Genomic DNA, 17,607 nt, shown 5'->3' on the forward strand with positions numbered 1-17,607 from the left:
GCAGGGGGAACTGTGGCGGAACTCGTCATGATGCCGGTGGACAGTGACGGCGATGGCGCCGCTGTTTTTGAGGTCGATCGTGAGTTGGTGGGATCCGACTTGGAGCTCGCGGCGGACGACGGCCTGGTGGCGCGTGCGCACACCTCGCTCCGTGAAGCACTGGACCGTGTCAGGCCGGCGTTGTCGCAGGTCTCCGAGACCGTTATGGAGCTCAAGCCGGACGAGATGGAGATCGAGTTCGGTCTGAAGATCGGCGGTGAGAGCGGCGTGATCATCGCCAAGGGTACGACCGAGGTGAACTTCGCCGTCCGAGTGGTCTGGAAGCGCAGCTAGTCCACATGCATGTGCGACGTGAGGGCTTCATCGTCAAGATCCGGTCGGCAGCTTCTGGTGCACCCGTCGGTCTCGGGTTCGTAGTCGGAGCCCGACACATCGTCACCTGCGCACACGTCATCAACGCGGCGCTCGGGCGCGACAAATACCAGACCGAGCGCCCACTCGATGACGTCCGTGTCCAGGTCGAGTTCGCGCTGCTGGGCGACGTCGACGGCGCACCGCTGCGTGCCTGCCGGGTGGCCGCGTGGGATCCGCCGGGAGGCCGAGGTGACTCTGGGCGTGATGTGGCGGGGCTGTTCATTGTCGGCGGAGACACGTTGCCTGTGGGGGCGGGGCCGGCGAGGTTGCTCGATGCGCATGAGGGTACGGCCGCCGACGCGGACGTATCGGTGTTCGGCTTTCCAGGCACTCCCAATCGTAAAGAGAAGGGAGCGTGGACAAGCTGTTCCATCAGGGGAACGGTCGGTGGTGGTCTGATCCAGCTGGATTCCCGTGCCGAGGCTGCACTGCGGGCTCAGCCCGGATACAGCGGCTCGCCGGTCGTGGCGGTGGACCGCTGGGGTGACGCGGCAGTGGGGATGCTCGTCATCGCCAGTAAAGGGGGCGCCGCGCACGACGCGTACGCGTTGCCCCTCTCCGAGGTGGCAGCCGTCTGGCCCGATGTTCTGGGCCGGTCGGTGCTTCCGCCCTGCCCCTACCGAGGGTTGCAGCCGTTTACCGCCGCCGACGCGCAGGCCGGCGTGTTCGTTGGGCGGGAGCGTGAAGTTGAACGGCTCCGGGGCATGGTGAAAAGACAGCCTCTTGTTGTGGTCACGGGCCCTTCCGGTGTGGGGAAGTCTTCCCTTGTCGCGGCCGGACTGCAGCCCGCGCTTTCAGCGGACGGGTGGGTCGTGGCCCCTTTCCGCCCGGGGGTGACTCCGTACGAGTCAGTTGCCCGCGCTCTGCTTGATCTTGAACGTCCAGGAGCAAGCCACTCCCTTGAACAGTTGGACCACCGGGCCCAGGCACTGCGCAGAGACGGGTTTTGGCATGTTGCTTCCAAGATCGCATTGCTGACGGGTAAGCGTCTGGCTCTGATTGGAGATCAATTCGAAGAGGTCTTCAGCGCTGCCCCGGATACTGAGAAGGCCCTGGAGTTTCTGCGGCAACTGCTCCCGCTCCCCGGGACGGTGCCGGATCCGAGGGTTCGGCTGGTCTGTACGTTGCGTGCCGACTTTCTGCCCGATCTTTTGGCGTTACCAGATGTTGGTCCCCGACTTCAGGACCGGCAGTTGAACGTCTCTCCGCTGGACGAGGCCGCCCTGACGAGAGTCATTGTCGAACCGGCTCAGCTCGCCGGCGTGGTCTTCAGTTCAGGGCTGCCGGAAAGTATCGCTGCAGAAGCGGGCAGGGCATCGGGAAGTCTGCCGCTGCTGGAGTTCACCCTGACCGAACTGTGGCCGCTCCAGCGTCAGCGCCAGATAAGTTTTGACAGTTATCACGGTCTCGGAGGGGTATCCGGGGCCTTGAACCAACATGCGGAGAATGCCTATCACTGGCTACGGAACCAAATCCCACTGGGTGAACAGAGAATCCGACGTACTCTCCTCTCTATGATTCGTGCCCGTGGCGGATCGTCTAGTGCCGTGCGCTTCACAGCGGATCGCGCTCACCTCGGAAAAGACTGGGACGTCGCCCAGTTACTAGCAGAACCTGACCGCCGTCTCGTCATTCTGGGATCCGATGGTCCTCAGACGGCCGAGATTGCCCATGAGGCGATCATTCGGGAGTGGAGCAGGCTGGCCGCCTGGGTTGAGGAGGACGCGGATTTTCAGCAGTGGCTTGCGGTGATGGAAGAACGGGCGCGAGACGGCGACCTGTTGTCCGACACTCGAGTAGCCGAAGCACAGCGATGGCTCGGTGAACGCGGACCAGATATTCCTCATGAAGTCGCCGACCTCATAGAGCTGAGCAATACGGTGATCCTCGAGCAGCAGAAAACCCGGCATTTACTCAGCCAGACGCAAGAAGTCACCGAGCAGCTTCTGGAGCGGTCCGCTGAGTTGGAGGTGCGACAGAGGCATCTTCAGAGATCCAATATCGAACTGGAGGAGAAAGCCGAGATTCTGGCCCAGCAGAACCATGACATCGAGGTCAAAAATGCCGAGATCGAAGAGGCGCGACAGGTATTGCAGGAGCGGGCTGAATGGCTCGCTCTTTCGATCCGGTTCAAGTCCGAGTTCATTGCCAATATGTCGCACGAGCTACGAACCCCTCTCAACTCCCTCCTGATTCTGGCCAAGTTACTCGCCGAAAACTCAGACAGCACTCTCTCCTCCAAGCAAGTTGATTTCGCCGAGACGATTCACGCGGCTGGTCTCGATGTGCTTCAACTGGTCGAAGACACTCTCGATCTTTCGATGGCGGAGTCGGGCACGATGGGTGTCAAGACGACCGGTGCACTGATCAGTCAGCTCGCTCGCGATCTTGAGGCCACTTTCCGACCGCTGGCCGAGACGAAACAGCTCGAGTTCACCGTACGCATCGAACCCGAGACGCCTCCCACGCTCCGTACCGACGAGCACCGACTACGGCAGGCCGTGCACCATCTGCTGTCTAATGCGGTGAAGTTCACCGATGCCGGATCGGTTAGCCTGGTCATCGGGCCTGCTGACGAGGATGTGCCGCAGGCTGTCCAGGAGCGATTCAGCTATTTTGGTTCACCGTTTGACTCGACTGCGGGACTCATCGCGTTCACTGTGACAGACACCGGCATTGGAATCACCGAAGCTGAACAAAGAGTGATCTTCGGGGCGTTCAAACAGGGCGGCGACGGGATCAAGCAAACATACGGTGGTACGGGACTCGGACTGTCCCTCTCGCAGGAAATCGTTCGGTTGCTCGGCGGCGAAATCCACGTGCGGAGCACGCCGGGGCACGGTTCCACGTTCACTGCCTTACTACCACTTGGCCCAGGCGACACACCGCCGCGCAGCCTGCCCCCGGCAGCGGCGCACGAAGAACTTCCAGCGCTCCTCGGGAAGCGCAACCACCAAGACACTGATTCCGTCCGACGGGACGGTACGTGGCGTCGGCCCGCACTCCATTCGCGCTCCAACACGCGATTCGGTGGCGAATTGGTGTTGATCGTCGGCGACGACATCCGTCATACGTTCACCGTCACCAGTGTCCTGGAACGGCACGGATTGAATGTGCTGCACGCTGATGACGGTCGCGAGGTCGTCCAAGTCCTGGAGCAACACGACGTGGCGGTCGTCCTGATCGATGTCACGACACGAGAGGCGGACGGATATGCGGCGGTCGCGGCGATCCGTGCCACACCGCGTCGCGCCGGGCTGCCACTCATCGTGTCGATCGCTACCGCGACGGAGGGGTACCTGGAAAAGGCCCTCGATTCGGGTGCGTCCGACTGCATGGTCAAATCTGTCAACCCTGACGTCCTGCTGCCCATGCTGCGTCGATGGCTTACAGGCTCCGTCGACCAAGACCCGTCCGATCCGAGTGAACGTGGCTGACGCACAGTACGGATCGCTCATACACGCGGCCGATGGGCTGTGGGCTCCTGCCATGGCGCACAGAGATCGACGAGCCGAAGATGCTCTCGTGGTGAAGCAGCCGGGGAGCTGATGCAGCGTTTCCGCAGCCGACGGTGCTGCCCTGCGGGCCGAGCTGTTCCCAAAATGCAGCACCCAGGAAATGGTGGGCTGTTGTGAACGAGCTTTGGAGAGCGCCAAGCAACATCAGGCGGTTTCGCGAGAGACGCTCGGAGATCTTCAGTCGAACTACGATCAGTTGGCCGCACTCGCGGATCAAGCCGGAGCGTTGGTGGATCTGTTGTTGCGCAACCAAGCGGCCCGTGAGCTCAGCCGCGAGCAGTTCACGGCCGAGGTACGCGCGGCCCTTGGTTCCTCTCCTCTCTTTAAGAAATCGGACTGACCAATCCGATCGTCTGAGGTGGCGCTTCATGCGGTATGCCCAGTGGCCTTAGCGCGAGTACCGACGAGCCATCAGCGGACGTCAGTGGCTCATCACATCACCCGCAACCGTCGCAAGAAGCAGTAGAGCGCCGCACGCCGACCAGATCCAGCCGCTGTTCCCCATCCGCCGGTTGCCGGTGCGACTCCTCTGTAACACTCCAGCTGACGGGCCCATGCACTGAATCGGGGGTAGGACAGTGGCACAACCGCGCAAGGGGTACTACCGGGCGGCGCACTACGTGCGACCGACGAATGTATCCAGCAAGGTCAAGATGCCAGCGTTCTGGGTGGTCGTGGTCGGTGTTCTCTTGGTGATCGCTGCCTGGAACACTCTCTTCGGCGATGGCGGCGACAAGACGACGCCGGAGCCTCAGCGCACGGCTCAGTCAGCCACGGAATCGCCGTCCGGTTAGTTTTCGGAAGGCTTGTCCCCAAGGGAACGTGGTGCGGGTGTTCTGGCTCCGGCCATGTGGCTCCTCGGATTCAGATCCTCTTGCAACCGGGGGAGTAGATCGAAGCCGTTCCCAGCACAACTGCCAGTCATTCAGCTGCTCGTCAGGTACTCCGCAGGCGGTCAGATAGACGCCCGTTGTCCGCCATGTCCTGGGCAAATCCTTGCGGTTGAGGAGGTTGCTGACCGTTCCGGGAGCGATCTGCCCGCCAGAGCGGTGGCTGATGGCCGCATGCGTGAGGGAGCTGGCGATGCGCACCTGCCCCAGCGCGTGGAAGAACCCTTCGACGGTGCGGATGGCTGCAGGATCTGGCCACGTTCGTTGGCCGGCATGCACGTCACTAGGGCTGCTGGACACAGGAGGTCGGCTGAAGGCGGGATTCCAGCCTAGCGCGAGCCGGCCGTTGCTGTTGCGCTCCCGTCCCTGGGGAACGGGGCGACCCTTTGCCGAAAGTGACCTTCGCAGCTCGCGAAAGACAGAGTCGAGCTCCAGCCGCTCGGGGCCTCCTGAGATACCGGAGGTGAGGATGGCGAGCAGCTCGCCGGTGAAAGCGGTGTGGGGTTCTCCGGGTGGGGCGAGCGCCTGACGGTTCTCAGAGGCCGCGGCCAGCAAGTAGCTCCCTTCGACATCGGCTTGGGCAGCCAACTCCGACGGCCCCATCGTTCCCAGAGCTTGTCCGCCGTAGCAGCAGTCGAGAATGACGACCGTTCGTTCCGCTCGCCCCTCCAGCAGAGCGCCACGGAGCCATCCGTACGGAATCCCTGTTTCGACCCTTTGCTGTTTGGATTGAGGCAGCCCTAGATAGAGCTCGCCCTCTGGCGTGACCAGGCCATGCCCCGCGTAGTACACGAGCAGCGTGTCCCTGGCTGTGGCACTGGCGTCGCGTAGGGAGTCCATGGCCGCCATCGCGCTGGGCGGGTTGGAAAGCACGATGCAGTCGTCTCTGCCAAGACTCCACGACATGGGCCCGGTGAGCACCTCTGCCATGGAGTTGAGGTTGTTGGAGACGGCCGGTAGATCTTCGAGGAAGTCGTACGTGCTCGTTCCGATCAATACCGCCTTCGAGGCGCCGGGATCTGGGAACACGCTCAACCTGCCGAGCCCTCCCCGCCGTTCCGCCGACTCTCTTGGAGTAGCCGTGTGATTCGTTCGATCTCCTCGTCACTGCAGTCGGTCAAGGCGTCAACGAGATCCTCGTGGCGGACCGTCACGCGCGAGGCTCGTGGACGTGTCTGCTTCCAAGCGGCAAGCGTGAGAGCAAAGTTCGCAGCGCTCCATCCGTTCTCCGTGACCAACTGCAGGATGTCGGAGACTGCCCCCATCTCGCCCTCGCGCGGCGGTTGCTCGCACATTTCGACGCTGGCAGTACGCCGGATGTCGGGGTCTCGGCGGAGCCAAGTGAGCAAAGAACGGAGTTCGTCGTCTGCTGGCTCGACACGAACCTCAACGCGCATGTGATCCCCCTACTGTCGCGTTCCGGGCGGTGGCGGTCTCAACCATGGTCGGGCACGGTCGGACGCGGAGGGGATGTCTTCGCTCAACCTCTCTGCGGAGAAGCGGGACGCGGCGCAGAAGGGTCTATGCGGCGGCTCGATATCGTCGGCCGATCGCCTTGCGGGCCTTCTCAACCGCTCCCATTACGCGGTGGACGTACCGGCGGAGAGTAAATGCAGGGTCCTCGTGACCGAGGAGGTCGGCCAGGGTGTAGACGTCCACGCCTTCGTTGATCGCCTCGGCCTCTGCCAACAGGCTTGTCGTTGAGGGTCTTTATCGTGCCGATCGCCTCCAGGCCACCCTTCCAAAGGTAGTTGAAGTAGTTCTTGGTCACTGGCTTGTGCTCCCGTGTGGTGAAACCCAGGCGCACCCAGATTGAGGCCGGCGGACGCGGCTGGTCGATTACGCGTTGGCCGGGACGCTCACCGCTCGCGCCCGCTCGTACAGGGCTTGTGCCGGGCGGTTGCGCAGGTGGGGACGTAGTAGTGCCTTCATCTGCACGACGCGCTCGTCGGCGCGCCCCGACTGGACCAACGGGTAGTCGTCAAGGACGCGGCCCCAGGTAGCGCATGCGGCCTCCAAGTGACCTAGTTCCAGTTGTCGTTCCGCGAGCATGGCGTCGTAGCGGACGCGGGTCCTGCGGTACACGTCATGGCGGAGCTGCGACGATTCTTCAAGGTTCTTGACCGAGCCGGCTACGTCTCCAAGGCCGTATTGAACCTGTGCGACGTGGTAGGCGAGGGACGACGGGTCGTAGCTACCGAATGCCGCAGTTCGTGATTCGGCCTTCTCCATCGCAACTTCCGCTTCCTTTATGAGCTGGAGCGCGTTCCGGCGGTCGCCCGAGGCGGCGTAGGCGTGGGCCTGCTGTCCCGCGAGGAATGCCCGCATGCGCGGGCCGGCGGCGGGCGAGGCAGCGGCGGCTGCGTTCGCCAGGCGGAGGGCGGGGGCGTGGTGGTTGAGGTCCACCGCCTGAAGGCTCATCCCGCGCAGGGTGGTGCAGTACGTGAGATGGTCCTCGGCGGCACCCGCGAGTTCCAGGGCTTTGACGTAGTAGCGCTGTGCCAGGCCGTGGAGGCCCTCGTCCACGGCCATGTACCCCGTGAGATAGAGGAGGTCGGAGGCCGCCGACAGCATGGCCTTGCGTACGTCAGTGGTGCCGTCAGCCCGAAGATGGGGCCCGACCGTATTGACCAGGAACGCGGCAGCCATCGGCCGTGCATGGCGTCCGCCGAACATGTCGTCCAGCTCGGAGACTTTCTCCGTCATGGCGATCACTGCATCGACTTCGGCGAATCCGATGCGGCGGGATCGGCCGGCCTGCACGGCTTCCATCCGGCCTACGACCTCTGGCCAGTTCGGGATGGTGAGCGCGACGGAGAACAGGGCCGAGCCCATGACACCGCGGCGGGATGGGTCCATGTCTTGCCTCCCCAGGTTGAGCAACCCTTCAACGGTAGCTCCGGGAGCGAACTGACCATCCAGCGGTGAGGGAAGCCCCGCGTCTACGTGAGTGATCGGACGGCCGAGCCTGCGCGCGAGGGCCTCCAGGATGAGCGGACGGACTTCCTTCCTCGGTACCGTCCCGTCCAGCCAGTGGCTCACCGCTGAGGCGTCGTATTTCAACGGTCGGCCCTGCTCGGTACCGACCCTGTTGACGGCAGTGGCGAACTGGCTGTGGCTCCACGCCGACTCGTTGAGCAGGTGACTCAGGCACCCGTTTTGCTCGCGCTTGGCCATGGCGTAGCTCCCCGCGTTCCGCGAACTTTCAACGCTTTCAATTTGCCGCGCTGCGCACACGGTACCGCTGTGCGTGTTCGTCCGGTTGCGTAGTGCGTGCAGGAACACCAGGCCCGTATGGCCATACATGACAGCGCCGGACTGCTGCTTGCAGCGCGACGAAGCGGACTGGCGGCACGCAGAACGCGAAGCCCCGTCCAGGTCGGGCCCGCTGGTACACGATCTCGGAGGGAATTCCCGTGCATCCGACGCTTCTGGCACAGCGCGCTCCCGCTCTGCTCTCTCCGCGTTTACCGGCCCGCCTCGACAGGATCCCGGTAGGTGGCGAGACGGCGACTTGGAGACGGCCGATGAGAAGTGCGCACGCCGACATGTCGTTCGACGCCGATCCGAGGCATGTGAAGGCCGCGCGTCGGGTGACGGCAGCCGTGCTGGAGAGGGCCGGCGTCAGGGACCGCGAAATGGTCGGGACGGTGCAGCTGCTGGTCAGCGAGATCGTCACCAACGCCATCGTCCACGGCACCGCCAACTCGGTCTCTTTCCAGGTCACTTGTGACCCCGCCGGTGACGTTCTGATTCAGGTCGACGACCACTCCTCCGGTGGCCCGGAGGTGCGGGAGCCGGGTCCGGATGACGAGGGTGGACGCGGCATGCAGCTCGTCTCTTTCCTCGCCCGTGACTGGGGCCGCAAAGGCACCTGCACCTGGTGCACGTTCACTGCCGGGAGCGGCTGATGCGCTGCTCCTCGATGGTCCTTGCCGAGACCGTCCGGGCCACAGCACCCCCGGTTGAGCGGTGGTCTCCACCCCTCGATTCCGAGGGTCTCGCCCGCATCGCCAGCCTGCTTCGTCAGGTGAAGCCACTGGAGGCGATCGCGGACGACATTGGTGACGTCCTGGGCGAACAGGACCCCCGTGAGAGCGAGTTCGGAGAGATCGCCGAGCGGTTGCGTGGCCATCTCCTGCGGCTCGTGGCTATCGCCAACGCCGCCGGGGACGGGGGCGGGGACGCCGAGGTGTGCCGTCTTCTTCAGCGTGCGCGCACGCTGCGCTCCGAGGCCCTGCCGGACGACTCCCGCCAGGCACTCGGGCAGCTGCGGCGGATGGCCGCGCTCGTCAACGACCTGCTGGAACGGCTGGTGGAAACCAACATTGTGAAGGAGGTCGCGTGACGGCCGCCTCTGCTGGCCCCGGCCCACGCGCCGGTCCGCCCCGCTCAAGGTCGATTGCCGACTCTGATGGAAACCACGCGGAGGGCAGGGCCGCTGACAAGACAGCCAAGACCCAGGACAGACCGGGAGACGGCGGGCGCCAACGGCCCCGTCTCGACCTGAACGGCAGCACAACTGCCAATTCCTTCTGGGCCGGTTGGCCCGCCACTCCGCTCAGGGCATTCGAAGCCCGCTCACGTACTTCCCGGAGACCCCACCATGCGCACCACGATCGCTGACGCAGACAGCACCACTCCCGTCCAGGAGATCGCCGACGCTCTCCGCGCCGCGTTCCGTCAGCACGGCCTTGCCGTTCCCGGTCTGTCTGTAGTCCGGGGCAAGCTGGAGCTGGGCGAGGTCACCGTCGCCACCGCCGACCGGCTCGCCTCTCTCCTGGGCGCTCCGGCACAAACGGTCGAACGGAACCTGGAGGAATGGCCCGAGGTGCGGCAGGTCATGCGATGTCTCGGCGCGGCCTTCGCAGCAGTGACCGGCGGCGGCTTCCTCGATCTGTACTTCCACCACGACTGTGTCCGCTGCGACAGCGACGCTGCCCTGGCACTCAGCCCCATCGACGCACAGGCCGCGCGAGGTCTCCTGGCCGCTCTCCGATCGCGAGCATGACCACCCCGGCCGCCCGTACCCGCTGAAGGAGGAACCCGTGTTAACTCCGCCTGTCTATCCGGACTTTGAGCGCGCGTATCTGGATGTGCTCGGTCATCTGGTGGATCGGTTCGAATACCGGAACGCACCGCGTGGAAACACCGCGCGCGAGCGTATCGGGCTCAGTTTCCAGATCGCCGATCCACGTGCGCGTCTTCCGTATCTGGCCGAGCGGAAGGTCAATCCTGTCTGGCATTTCGCCGAGGCGCTCTGGTACCTCGCCGGCCGCAACGACGTGGAGATGCTGGCGTACTACGCGCCGCATGTGCGGCAGTTCTCGCGTGACGGCCGGACGATGGGCGGCTCCGCGTACGGCTCGCGCATGTTCAACCCGACCACGCCCGGCGGCACATCACCGTTCGACCAGGTCCTGGAGCTGCTGCGTACGGAGCAGGACAGCAAACGCGGCCTGCTGCCGATCTTCACCGCCGACGAACTGGCCGTGACCGACAACCCCGACATGTCCTGCGTGGTCGCCCTGCACCTCCTCGTACGCGAGGGCCGACTCCACATGGTCTGCTACATGCGGGCCAACGACTGCGACCGCGGGCTGCTGTCCGACACGTTCTCCTTCACGATGATCCAGGAGTTCGCCGCCGTACAGCTCGGTCTCGAACTGGGCACCTACACCCATCACATCGGCTCGGCGCATGTCGGCGAGCGCGACGTCCCGCGCATCAGGCGGGTCCTGGCCGAGGCCGAACTCCGCGCGCCACAGGCGCGGTTCCCGTTCCCGACCATGCCTGCCGGTACATCCTTCTCGACCATCTCCGACCTCCTCGTACACGAGGAGAGACTGCGCAACGGCCGGGGCCGCCTGCAGCCGCAGGAGATCGCGGCGCTCGGCTTCGACCCGTACTGGCAGCAGGTGCTGCTGCTGTTCGAGGTGCACCGGCAGATCCGCCACTGCCCGGCGGACCCGGTCGAGGAGAGCGTGCTGGAAGCCCTCGCCCCCGGGTTTCGCTGGCTGGTGGCGCACCGCTGGCCCAAGCGCATGCCGCCCGGGAAGGAAGTCGGGTCATGACGATGCCCGGGAGGCCGTCGTGGAGCGGCGGTGTGGTCGACGGCGTCGACTGGGACCGGTGGACGGTGATCCTCTGCAAGCCGGACTGCGCGGAAACCGGACTCACAAACCAGGTCCTTGAGCGGATCGCCGCCTGCGGCGTCACCGTCCTCGGCCGACTCGACCTTACGGCGAGGGCGTGGCAGGCCCACGTGCACTACTGGGATCTGCTGGTGGACGCCGACTGGTTCACCGGCCGGGACATTCCCACCGCGCTGGATGCCCTGTACGCGGACAAGCCGGTGACCGTCGCCCTCGCCCATGGCGAGGCCGGTATCCACGGCAGGGTGCGTGACCTGCTCGGGCACTTCGACCCCACGCAGGCCGCCAAGGGGACCATCCGCGGGGACCTCGGCCGCGACAGCCTGGAGGCGGCGCTCGCCGGCGGCCGGCTGGTGAACAACCTCGTGCACACCTCGGACGACCCCGACGCCGCGCGCCGGGACTTCGGCACCTGGTACGGCGCCCGCCGCCGCAGGCTGCTCACCCCGCCCGCGCCGCACCCGCCGCACCCGCGTGCCGCAGCCGACCACCCGCTCCGGCACACCCCCGACTGGAGATCCGCATGAACACACCCGATGCCCCGTTACGCCGTGCCCTGCCCATCCTGTCCCCCGAGAAGATCGGCGGACTCAAGCCGGAACTCGCCGACGTGATCGAGTACCGCAAATCGGGGCTGTCGCTGAACTGGATCGTCGGCTGCCCGCTGGAGTGCGGATACTGCGTCCGGCACCTCTTCGACAACTTCGAAATGAAGACCCCCCGCCGCCTCATGAGCGACGAGGAGGCCGTCACCCGCCTCGTCGGGCACCCCTACTTCCGGCCGCACAAGACACCCGTCCAGCTCCTGAACCGGGCCACGGACCCCATGCTCCCCATCGTCAAACCGCACGTGTTCACCGTGCTGCGGGCCCTGGACGAACAGGGCCTGACCAACCACGTACTGATCATCACCCGGTGGCGCGTGACGCCCGAGGACTGCACGATCCTCAACAGCTTCACCCACCTGCGCCTGACCGTCCTCGTCACCCACTCCAACATCACCGACCCCGCCATCGAGCCCGTCGACTCCGCCATCGCCGCCCGCAGCCTGCGCACCCTGTATGAGCACGCCGAGCGCTACCGCACCGTCCTGTACTGGCGTCCGATCGTGCCCGGCCTCAACGACTCCGCCGCCGACATCGAACGGGCACGGGAACTGTCCCGGCACGCGCACGCGACCGTCTTCACCGGCCTGTTCTTCCGCGACCAGATCGCCTCCTACTACCAGGCACACGGACTGCCGATTCCCTACAACGAGACGGCACGGCGGAAGATCATGCCCGAGGAGGCCGAGCAGCGGATTCTCGACGCCTTCCAACAGGACGGCACGTGGGGGGCGTTGTTCCGAAAGACGAGCTGCGGGGTCGCGTACGCGCACGGAGAGGCCGACTACAACGGCCACTTCGGCATCCGGGAACTGTGCGACATCTGCCCCGAAACCCAGATCGCACGGTGCCAAGCTGCCTGGGTCAAGCCGGATCCGGCCACCGTCACACGCGAAGCCCGAGCACTCGGCGCGACCGGCGTCGTGGAGGTCAACGACCGTGCCATCGTCGTGGAGGGACTGGACGAGCCACCGCGCTACTACCTCCAGCACGGCTTCGGCTACCAGTGCCACGACCGCACCAAACCCCATCACCACCGCCGGCACGGCCGGGCCCCCATCGGCTGGACGGCGGAGAACGGACCCACCCCCGCATGAACTTCTCCTCCTGGCCCCCGCTGCTCGTGGTCGACGTCGAAGGCAACGGCGCCAACCCGCCCGACCTCGTCGAAGTCGCCGCGCTCCCCGTACGCGAAGGACAACCGGACACCAGCACGGCCGGGGCGTGGTTGACCAAGCCCCAGCACCCTGTGACCCCGTTCGCCGCCCGCGTGCACGGCCTGACGAACGGCCGGCTGGAAAACGAGCCGGGCTGGGAGGAGATCGCCGACCAGGTCCACACCCTCCTGGGCACCTCATGGATCTGCGCCCACAACGCGCACGTCGATCACCGAGTGCTCTCCGCGCACCTCCCGACGTGGCGGCCGGCCGGAGTCCTCGACACCCTTCGCCTTGCCAAGGCCACCCATCCCGATCTGCCCAAGTACACCCTCGACGCCCTCATCGACGACCTCCGGCCGGACCTGGCCGCAGCCCCGGCACACCGCCATCGCGCGACGTTCGACGCTTACGCCACGGCGCAGCTCCTGATCGCCATGGCTGACCGGTACGACACCTGGGACCAGCTCGTTGCCGCGGCTGTGCCGCCCGGAATGCCCGGAGCCCCCGAACCAGATAAGGACCCCACCCTGTGGTGACCACCCCTCAGCCCATCCGGATCGGCGTCATGGGCACCCATTCCAGCGGTAAGACCACTCTGCTCAGGCGCATCGAGATGGAGCTGCGCGGCCACGGAATCCCCGTGGCCCGTACCGGCCGTCTCGGGAAACGAGCCGCACTCGCCGGCCTGCCGAAGATGCAGCACCACACGGCTGCCTCCACCGAGTGGGTCATCGCCCAAGGCATCGCCGACGAGATCGCGGCCACCCGCCCCAACCCCGAACCGATCCAGGTCGTCCTCGCCGACCGGGCAGTCTGGGACGCCCTCGCTTACTTCCACGCCGCCGAGCAGTGGCGCCAGGAGACCCCTGACCCGCTGGAGCGCGAACGGCTACGGCTCCTGGCCTACACACAGGCCCCGAAGTACCACCTGCTCCTGGCCACGGTCCTCGACGAAACACTGCCGGTCGAGAACAAGCACCACTACGACGCCCGGTACCGCGCGCTGGTCGATCACCACACGTACGTGCTCCTCGCCGAAGACGAGGTCCCGCACCAGCGCGTCACCAGCGACCCCGACAGCCAAGCCCACGCCGTCGAAATGGCACTCCAACTCTGCCTCAACCAGGGCACGCCATAAGCATCACCCGGCAGGCAGTATCACCATTACCACCCTGGCCTCAGTTCAGGAACCAAAGCTGGAAAGAGGGACGCGTCGGCAAGCCGGCAGAGACTTAGGGCCCGTGACCTATGTCTCGTACTACTCCGTCGCGGCCCGAGCCGACTTCGCGTTGGAAGTTGCGTTGAGACGGGCTACCTGCGCGCGCTGCGAGACTTCGCCCCCGAAAGAGGACCACCCGAAGAGAGAAGCGAGCAGTTCGGCTGCGACAGCCGCTGCTGTCGTCAACGCTGCCATCACACCGCACATGGACGCGGGGGGCCTAGCAACCCATCGGCCTCGGCTTCTTGCAGCCGCGATGGCGCATTGCTCCGACCAGAGCTCAAGGACCTGAGCGAGACGGGCGAAGCAGGCTGCCGCCGCAGCCAAGCAAATATAGAAGCTAGTGAGCCCTCCGCCGATGCGCGCAGCGATACCAGGAGGTGGTCCTTCGTCGCTCCAAGGCCAACCCATGATGGAATAGACGACGGCCAGACCGGCCGAAGCTGCTATCCATGCAGACCCGAGCAGAGACTCCAGACGGCCCTCGTAGTCATCCTCTTCCTTGTCATCCTGTCTGGGCTGTCGTTCAGTCGACGCAGGTTTGCCGGACGTCTTTTTTCCTGAGGGCGGAAGAATGATCTGCCAAAAGCCACCGTGGACGTCGCCGCCCACAAACGTGCCGGAGCCGTGGTTGTGCTGTTCCCGGTACTCAGCGTCCGCCATCTGACGCCCCGCCGTAGTGAAATGTCACGCCACCGTGCACGTCACCACCGATGAACGTTCCAGTGCCAGTGTTGTGTTGGTTCCAAACATTCGAGACCGGCGGGTCAGGCACTGCGAGTTCGTTCACCTCGCTCATGGCGTCGCGGTGCTCGTCGAGATAGTGAGCGATGAGCTGTACCCAGGCAGTCGCTGCGAGCGCCTGAGCTTCTGGAGTGAGCGAGGTGAGCTGCGCTGCGGTGTCATCCACTGCTTGGGCAGCGGCGCGCTGTTGATCCGGGGCCGCCCGGCGGAAGAAACGCGCAACTCTCAAGCGCATCTTCTCGGAGCCCGATGTGGCTATGGCTGCGACCAGGGTGCCAGCGGCACCAGTGGCCACAGCCATTAATTCGGCGTCGTACATGATCGATATCTCCCCATCCGTGATGACGTGCCCCAGCAGAACCTACCGGGCACCACTGACACTCCGAGGGGACAATCCACAGTCAGTGGCTTCTGGATAGTGCCGCCGCACACAGCGACCGAACAAGCCAACGAGGGCCGCTACCCCGGCTATGGGGTAGCGGCCCTCGCGGTGTTTCTGACGGCATGTCAGGGAGTCGGTCCGGCGGTGCGCACTCGGTGCACAAGGGGGCGGAAAGTAAGCAGTTATCAGTGAGAACTGGTGAGGAGTGTTCTCGCAGGTCGCTGCTTGTTTGTGTGCCTTCCGCTCAAATGGCCGGACTTCGCGGTTTAGATGTCGAAGTACAGCTCAAACTCGTGCGGGTGCGGCCGCAGTTGGATCGGGGCGATTTCGTTTGTGCGCTTGTAGTCGATCCACGTCTCGATCAGGTCCGACGTGAACACGCCGCCCGCCTGCAGGTACTCGTTGTCGGCCTCAAGGGCTTCCAGTACCGCCGGGAGGGAGGTCGGGACCTGGGCCACGCCCGCGTGCTCCTCCGGGGCCAGTTCGTAGAGGTCCTTGTCGATCGGCTCCGCCGGCTCGATCTTGTTCTTGATGCCGTCGAGGCCCGCGAGGAGCAGGGCCGAGAAGGCCAGATACGGGTTGGACGACGGGTCCGGGGCGCGGAATTCGACGCGCTTGGCCTTCGGGTTGGAGCCCGTGATCGGGATGCGCATCGCGGCCGAGCGGTTGCGCTGCGAGTACACCAGGTTGACCGGGGCCTCGAAGCCGGGGACCAGGCGGTGGTACGAGTTCACCGTCGGGTTCGTGAACGCCAGCAGCGACGGCGCGTGCCTGAGGATGCCGCCGATGTAGTAGCGGGCGGTGTCCGACAGGCCCGCGTAACCCTGCTCGTCGTAGAAGAGCGGGTCGCCCCCGGCCCACAGGGACTGGTGGACGTGCATGCCGGAGCCGTTGTCGCCGAAGATCGGCTTGGGCATGAAGGTCGCGGTCTTGTTGTTGCGCCAGGCGACGTTCTTCACGATGTACTTGAAGAGCATCAGGTCGTCGGCCGCGGCGAGCAGCGTGTTGAACTTGTAGTTGATCTCGGCCTGGCCGGCGGTGCCGACCTCGTGGTGCTGGCGCTCGACCTGGAGGCCGACGGCGTCCAGCTCCAGGGAGATCTCCGCGCGCAGGTCGGCGAAGTGGTCGACCGGCGGGGCCGGGAAGTAGCCGCCCTTGTAACGGACCTTGTAGCCGCGGTTGTCCTCGGTGGAGCCCGTGTTCCAGGCGCCGGCCTCGGAGTCGATGTGGTAGAAGCTCTCGTTCGACGTCGTGTTGAAGCGCACGCTGTCGAAGACGTAGAACTCGGCCTCCGGGCCGAAGTACGCGGTGTCCGCGATGCCGGTGGACGCGAGGTACGCCTCGGCCTTCTTGGCGATGTTGCGCGGGTCGCGGCTGTACTGCTCGCCCGTGATCGGGTCGTGGATGAAGAAGTTGATGTTCACCGTCTTGTCGCGACGGAACGGGTCCACCCGAGCGGTCGAGAGGTCGGCGCGAAGCGCCATGTCCGACTCGTGGATCGCCTGGAAACCGCGGATCGACGAGCCGTCGAAGGCCAGTTCGTCATCCGGGTTGAACGCCTTCGCCGGGATCGTGAAGTGCTGCATCACGCCGGGCAGGTCGCAGAATCGGACGTCTACGAACTTCACGTCCTCATCCGCGATGAACTTCTTGGCGTCATCGGCGTTCTGGAACATCCAGCTCCTCCTCCTCCCGTCCCCGGGGAGGGGCGGGGGTTTATCGCTACTGGTCGTGCGGCCAGTGCGGTGGCACACGCAGGACCCGACCATAGGTATGCGGGATTTCTCAAGCATGACCCATTTGTTTCGCCGAAGTTAACCGGCCTGGGTGTGCGCCGTTCCACAGACCGGCCACCGCGGCCTGAAATGCGAGGGAGGGGAGGGAGGGGAGGGAAGGGAGGGCGGGAGAGGGGGAGGGGAGGGTGGGAGGAAGCGGGGGCAGGACGCCGGGGATGCGATCCGTACCCGGAGGGCGGTGCGCCGACACACGCGCAGTACCGTGGTCGGGTGGACAACAGGCAAGCAATCGGATCGTGGCTCTCCGGACCGCGCGCGGCCGCCGAGGAGATGGGCACGGACTTCGGGTACCGGGGCGAGCGCCTCGGGCTGCCGAAGGAAGGGCCCGGTTCCCTCGCCTCCGTCGGGCGGCGCTTCGGCGCGCTCTTCCTCGACTGGGCGCTGTGCATGCTGATCGCGTACGGGCTCTTCGGCCGCGACGGGCAGAGCGCCGCCAACTACGCGCTCGGCGTTCTCCTCGTCCTGCACATCCTCACCGTCGGGACCGTCGGGTCCACCCCCGGCAAGCGCGTCTTCGGCCTGCGGGTCGTCTCCGAGAACCGCGACCGGCTCGGCTTCGGACGGGCGCTGGCCCGCAGCGTGCTGCTCTGCCTCGCCGTACCCGCGCTCGTCTGGGACCGTGACGGGCGCGGCCTGCACGACCGGCTCGCCCGCGCCGTACAGGTGCGGATCTAGCCGGCCACCCAGGACCCCGAACGGTCAGGACGTAAGAGAGGGCGGCGGG

The 17,607-nt window shown here is 65.5% G+C and carries 17 protein-coding genes; 12 read left to right on the forward strand and 5 right to left on the reverse strand.

Going from position 1 to position 17,607, the window contains the following annotated elements:
• The first annotated feature begins 12 nt into the window (after nt 1-12).
• The 3 genes from ACFUN8_RS21625 to ACFUN8_RS21635 all read left to right on the forward strand — a co-directional run bounded on the left by ACFUN8_RS21625 (nt 13) and on the right by ACFUN8_RS21635 (nt 4,272).
• Nucleotides 13-333 (forward strand): CU044_2847 family protein, encoded by a 321-nt coding sequence (locus tag ACFUN8_RS21625; RefSeq protein ID WP_383639975.1) that lies wholly within the window; start codon nt 13-15, stop codon nt 331-333.
• Between the two features lie 5 nt (nt 334-338).
• Complete coding sequence (locus ACFUN8_RS21630; RefSeq protein ID WP_383639978.1) at nt 339-3,851, forward strand: ATP-binding protein; 3,513 nt, start codon at nt 339-341, stop codon at nt 3,849-3,851.
• A gap of 205 nt (nt 3,852-4,056) precedes the next feature.
• On the forward strand, nt 4,057-4,272 hold the full coding sequence (locus ACFUN8_RS21635) for a hypothetical protein (RefSeq protein ID WP_383639980.1): 216 nt from the start codon (nt 4,057-4,059) through the stop codon (nt 4,270-4,272).
• A gap of 427 nt (nt 4,273-4,699) precedes the next feature.
• Here the strand turns inward: ACFUN8_RS21635 and ACFUN8_RS21640 are convergent, their stop codons facing one another.
• From ACFUN8_RS21640 to ACFUN8_RS21650, 3 genes are all read right to left on the reverse strand, one after another.
• A complete protein-coding gene (locus tag ACFUN8_RS21640) occupies nt 4,700-5,851 on the reverse strand; it encodes a caspase domain-containing protein (protein WP_383640017.1) in 1,152 nt (383 codons plus the stop codon).
• A gap of 2 nt (nt 5,852-5,853) precedes the next feature.
• Nucleotides 5,854-6,219 (reverse strand): hypothetical protein, encoded by a 366-nt coding sequence (locus ACFUN8_RS21645; protein ID WP_329388656.1) that lies wholly within the window; start codon nt 6,217-6,219, stop codon nt 5,854-5,856.
• A 442-nt stretch (nt 6,220-6,661) separates the two neighbouring features.
• Nucleotides 6,662-7,999 (reverse strand): tetratricopeptide repeat protein, encoded by a 1,338-nt coding sequence (locus ACFUN8_RS21650; RefSeq protein ID WP_383639983.1) that lies wholly within the window; start codon nt 7,997-7,999, stop codon nt 6,662-6,664.
• Between the two features lie 350 nt (nt 8,000-8,349).
• Here ACFUN8_RS21650 and ACFUN8_RS21655 point away from each other — a divergent pair, with 350 nt between their 5' ends.
• From ACFUN8_RS21655 to ACFUN8_RS21690, 8 genes are all read left to right on the forward strand, one after another.
• Nucleotides 8,350-8,733: an ATP-binding protein gene (locus tag ACFUN8_RS21655; protein WP_383639986.1), complete on the forward strand. Its 384-nt coding sequence runs from the start codon at nt 8,350-8,352 to the stop codon at nt 8,731-8,733.
• 119 nt (nt 8,734-8,852) lie between these two features.
• Entirely contained in the window at nt 8,853-9,170 is a 318-nt protein-coding gene (locus ACFUN8_RS21660; protein ID WP_383639989.1) for a DUF6415 family natural product biosynthesis protein, read from the forward strand.
• A 258-nt stretch (nt 9,171-9,428) separates the two neighbouring features.
• A complete protein-coding gene (locus ACFUN8_RS21665) occupies nt 9,429-9,833 on the forward strand; it encodes a hypothetical protein (RefSeq protein ID WP_383639992.1) in 405 nt (134 codons plus the stop codon).
• A gap of 37 nt (nt 9,834-9,870) precedes the next feature.
• Nucleotides 9,871-10,896, forward strand: coding sequence for a thymidylate synthase (locus ACFUN8_RS21670; protein WP_383639995.1), 1,026 nt, complete (start codon nt 9,871-9,873; stop codon nt 10,894-10,896).
• Nucleotides 10,893-11,504 (forward strand): nucleoside-diphosphate kinase, encoded by a 612-nt coding sequence (locus ACFUN8_RS21675; RefSeq protein ID WP_383639997.1) that lies wholly within the window; start codon nt 10,893-10,895, stop codon nt 11,502-11,504. The genes ACFUN8_RS21670 and ACFUN8_RS21675 overlap by 4 nt, the downstream gene beginning before the upstream one ends.
• Nucleotides 11,501-12,679, forward strand: coding sequence for a radical SAM protein (locus ACFUN8_RS21680; protein ID WP_383640000.1), 1,179 nt, complete (start codon nt 11,501-11,503; stop codon nt 12,677-12,679). Before ACFUN8_RS21675 ends, ACFUN8_RS21680 begins: the two co-directional genes overlap by 4 nt.
• Entirely contained in the window at nt 12,676-13,278 is a 603-nt protein-coding gene (locus tag ACFUN8_RS21685; protein WP_383640003.1) for an exonuclease domain-containing protein, read from the forward strand. Before ACFUN8_RS21680 ends, ACFUN8_RS21685 begins: the two co-directional genes overlap by 4 nt.
• The gene (locus ACFUN8_RS21690) at nt 13,272-13,880 is read left to right on the forward strand and encodes an AAA family ATPase (RefSeq protein ID WP_383640006.1); all 609 of its coding nucleotides are present in this window, start codon (nt 13,272-13,274) and stop codon (nt 13,878-13,880) included. The genes ACFUN8_RS21685 and ACFUN8_RS21690 overlap by 7 nt, the downstream gene beginning before the upstream one ends.
• A gap of 730 nt (nt 13,881-14,610) precedes the next feature.
• Here ACFUN8_RS21690 and ACFUN8_RS21695 read toward each other — a convergent pair.
• Both ACFUN8_RS21695 and glnA read right to left on the reverse strand, forming a co-directional pair.
• Nucleotides 14,611-15,024, reverse strand: a complete 414-nt coding sequence (locus ACFUN8_RS21695) for a hypothetical protein (protein WP_383640008.1) — start codon at nt 15,022-15,024, stop codon at nt 14,611-14,613.
• Nucleotides 15,025-15,353: 329 nt separating this feature from the next.
• Nucleotides 15,354-16,763, reverse strand: coding sequence for a type I glutamate--ammonia ligase (glnA, locus tag ACFUN8_RS21700; protein ID WP_383640011.1), 1,410 nt, complete (start codon nt 16,761-16,763; stop codon nt 15,354-15,356).
• A 330-nt stretch (nt 16,764-17,093) separates the two neighbouring features.
• Between glnA and ACFUN8_RS21705 the strand changes: the two genes are divergently transcribed.
• Nucleotides 17,094-17,558: an RDD family protein gene (locus ACFUN8_RS21705; RefSeq protein WP_383640014.1), complete on the forward strand. Its 465-nt coding sequence runs from the start codon at nt 17,094-17,096 to the stop codon at nt 17,556-17,558.
• Nucleotides 17,559-17,607: the final 49 nt, after the last annotated feature.

Origin of the sequence: Streptomyces sp. NPDC057307 (assembly GCF_042667665.1) — a bacterium.
GTDB lineage: Bacteria > Actinomycetota > Actinomycetes > Streptomycetales > Streptomycetaceae > Streptomyces.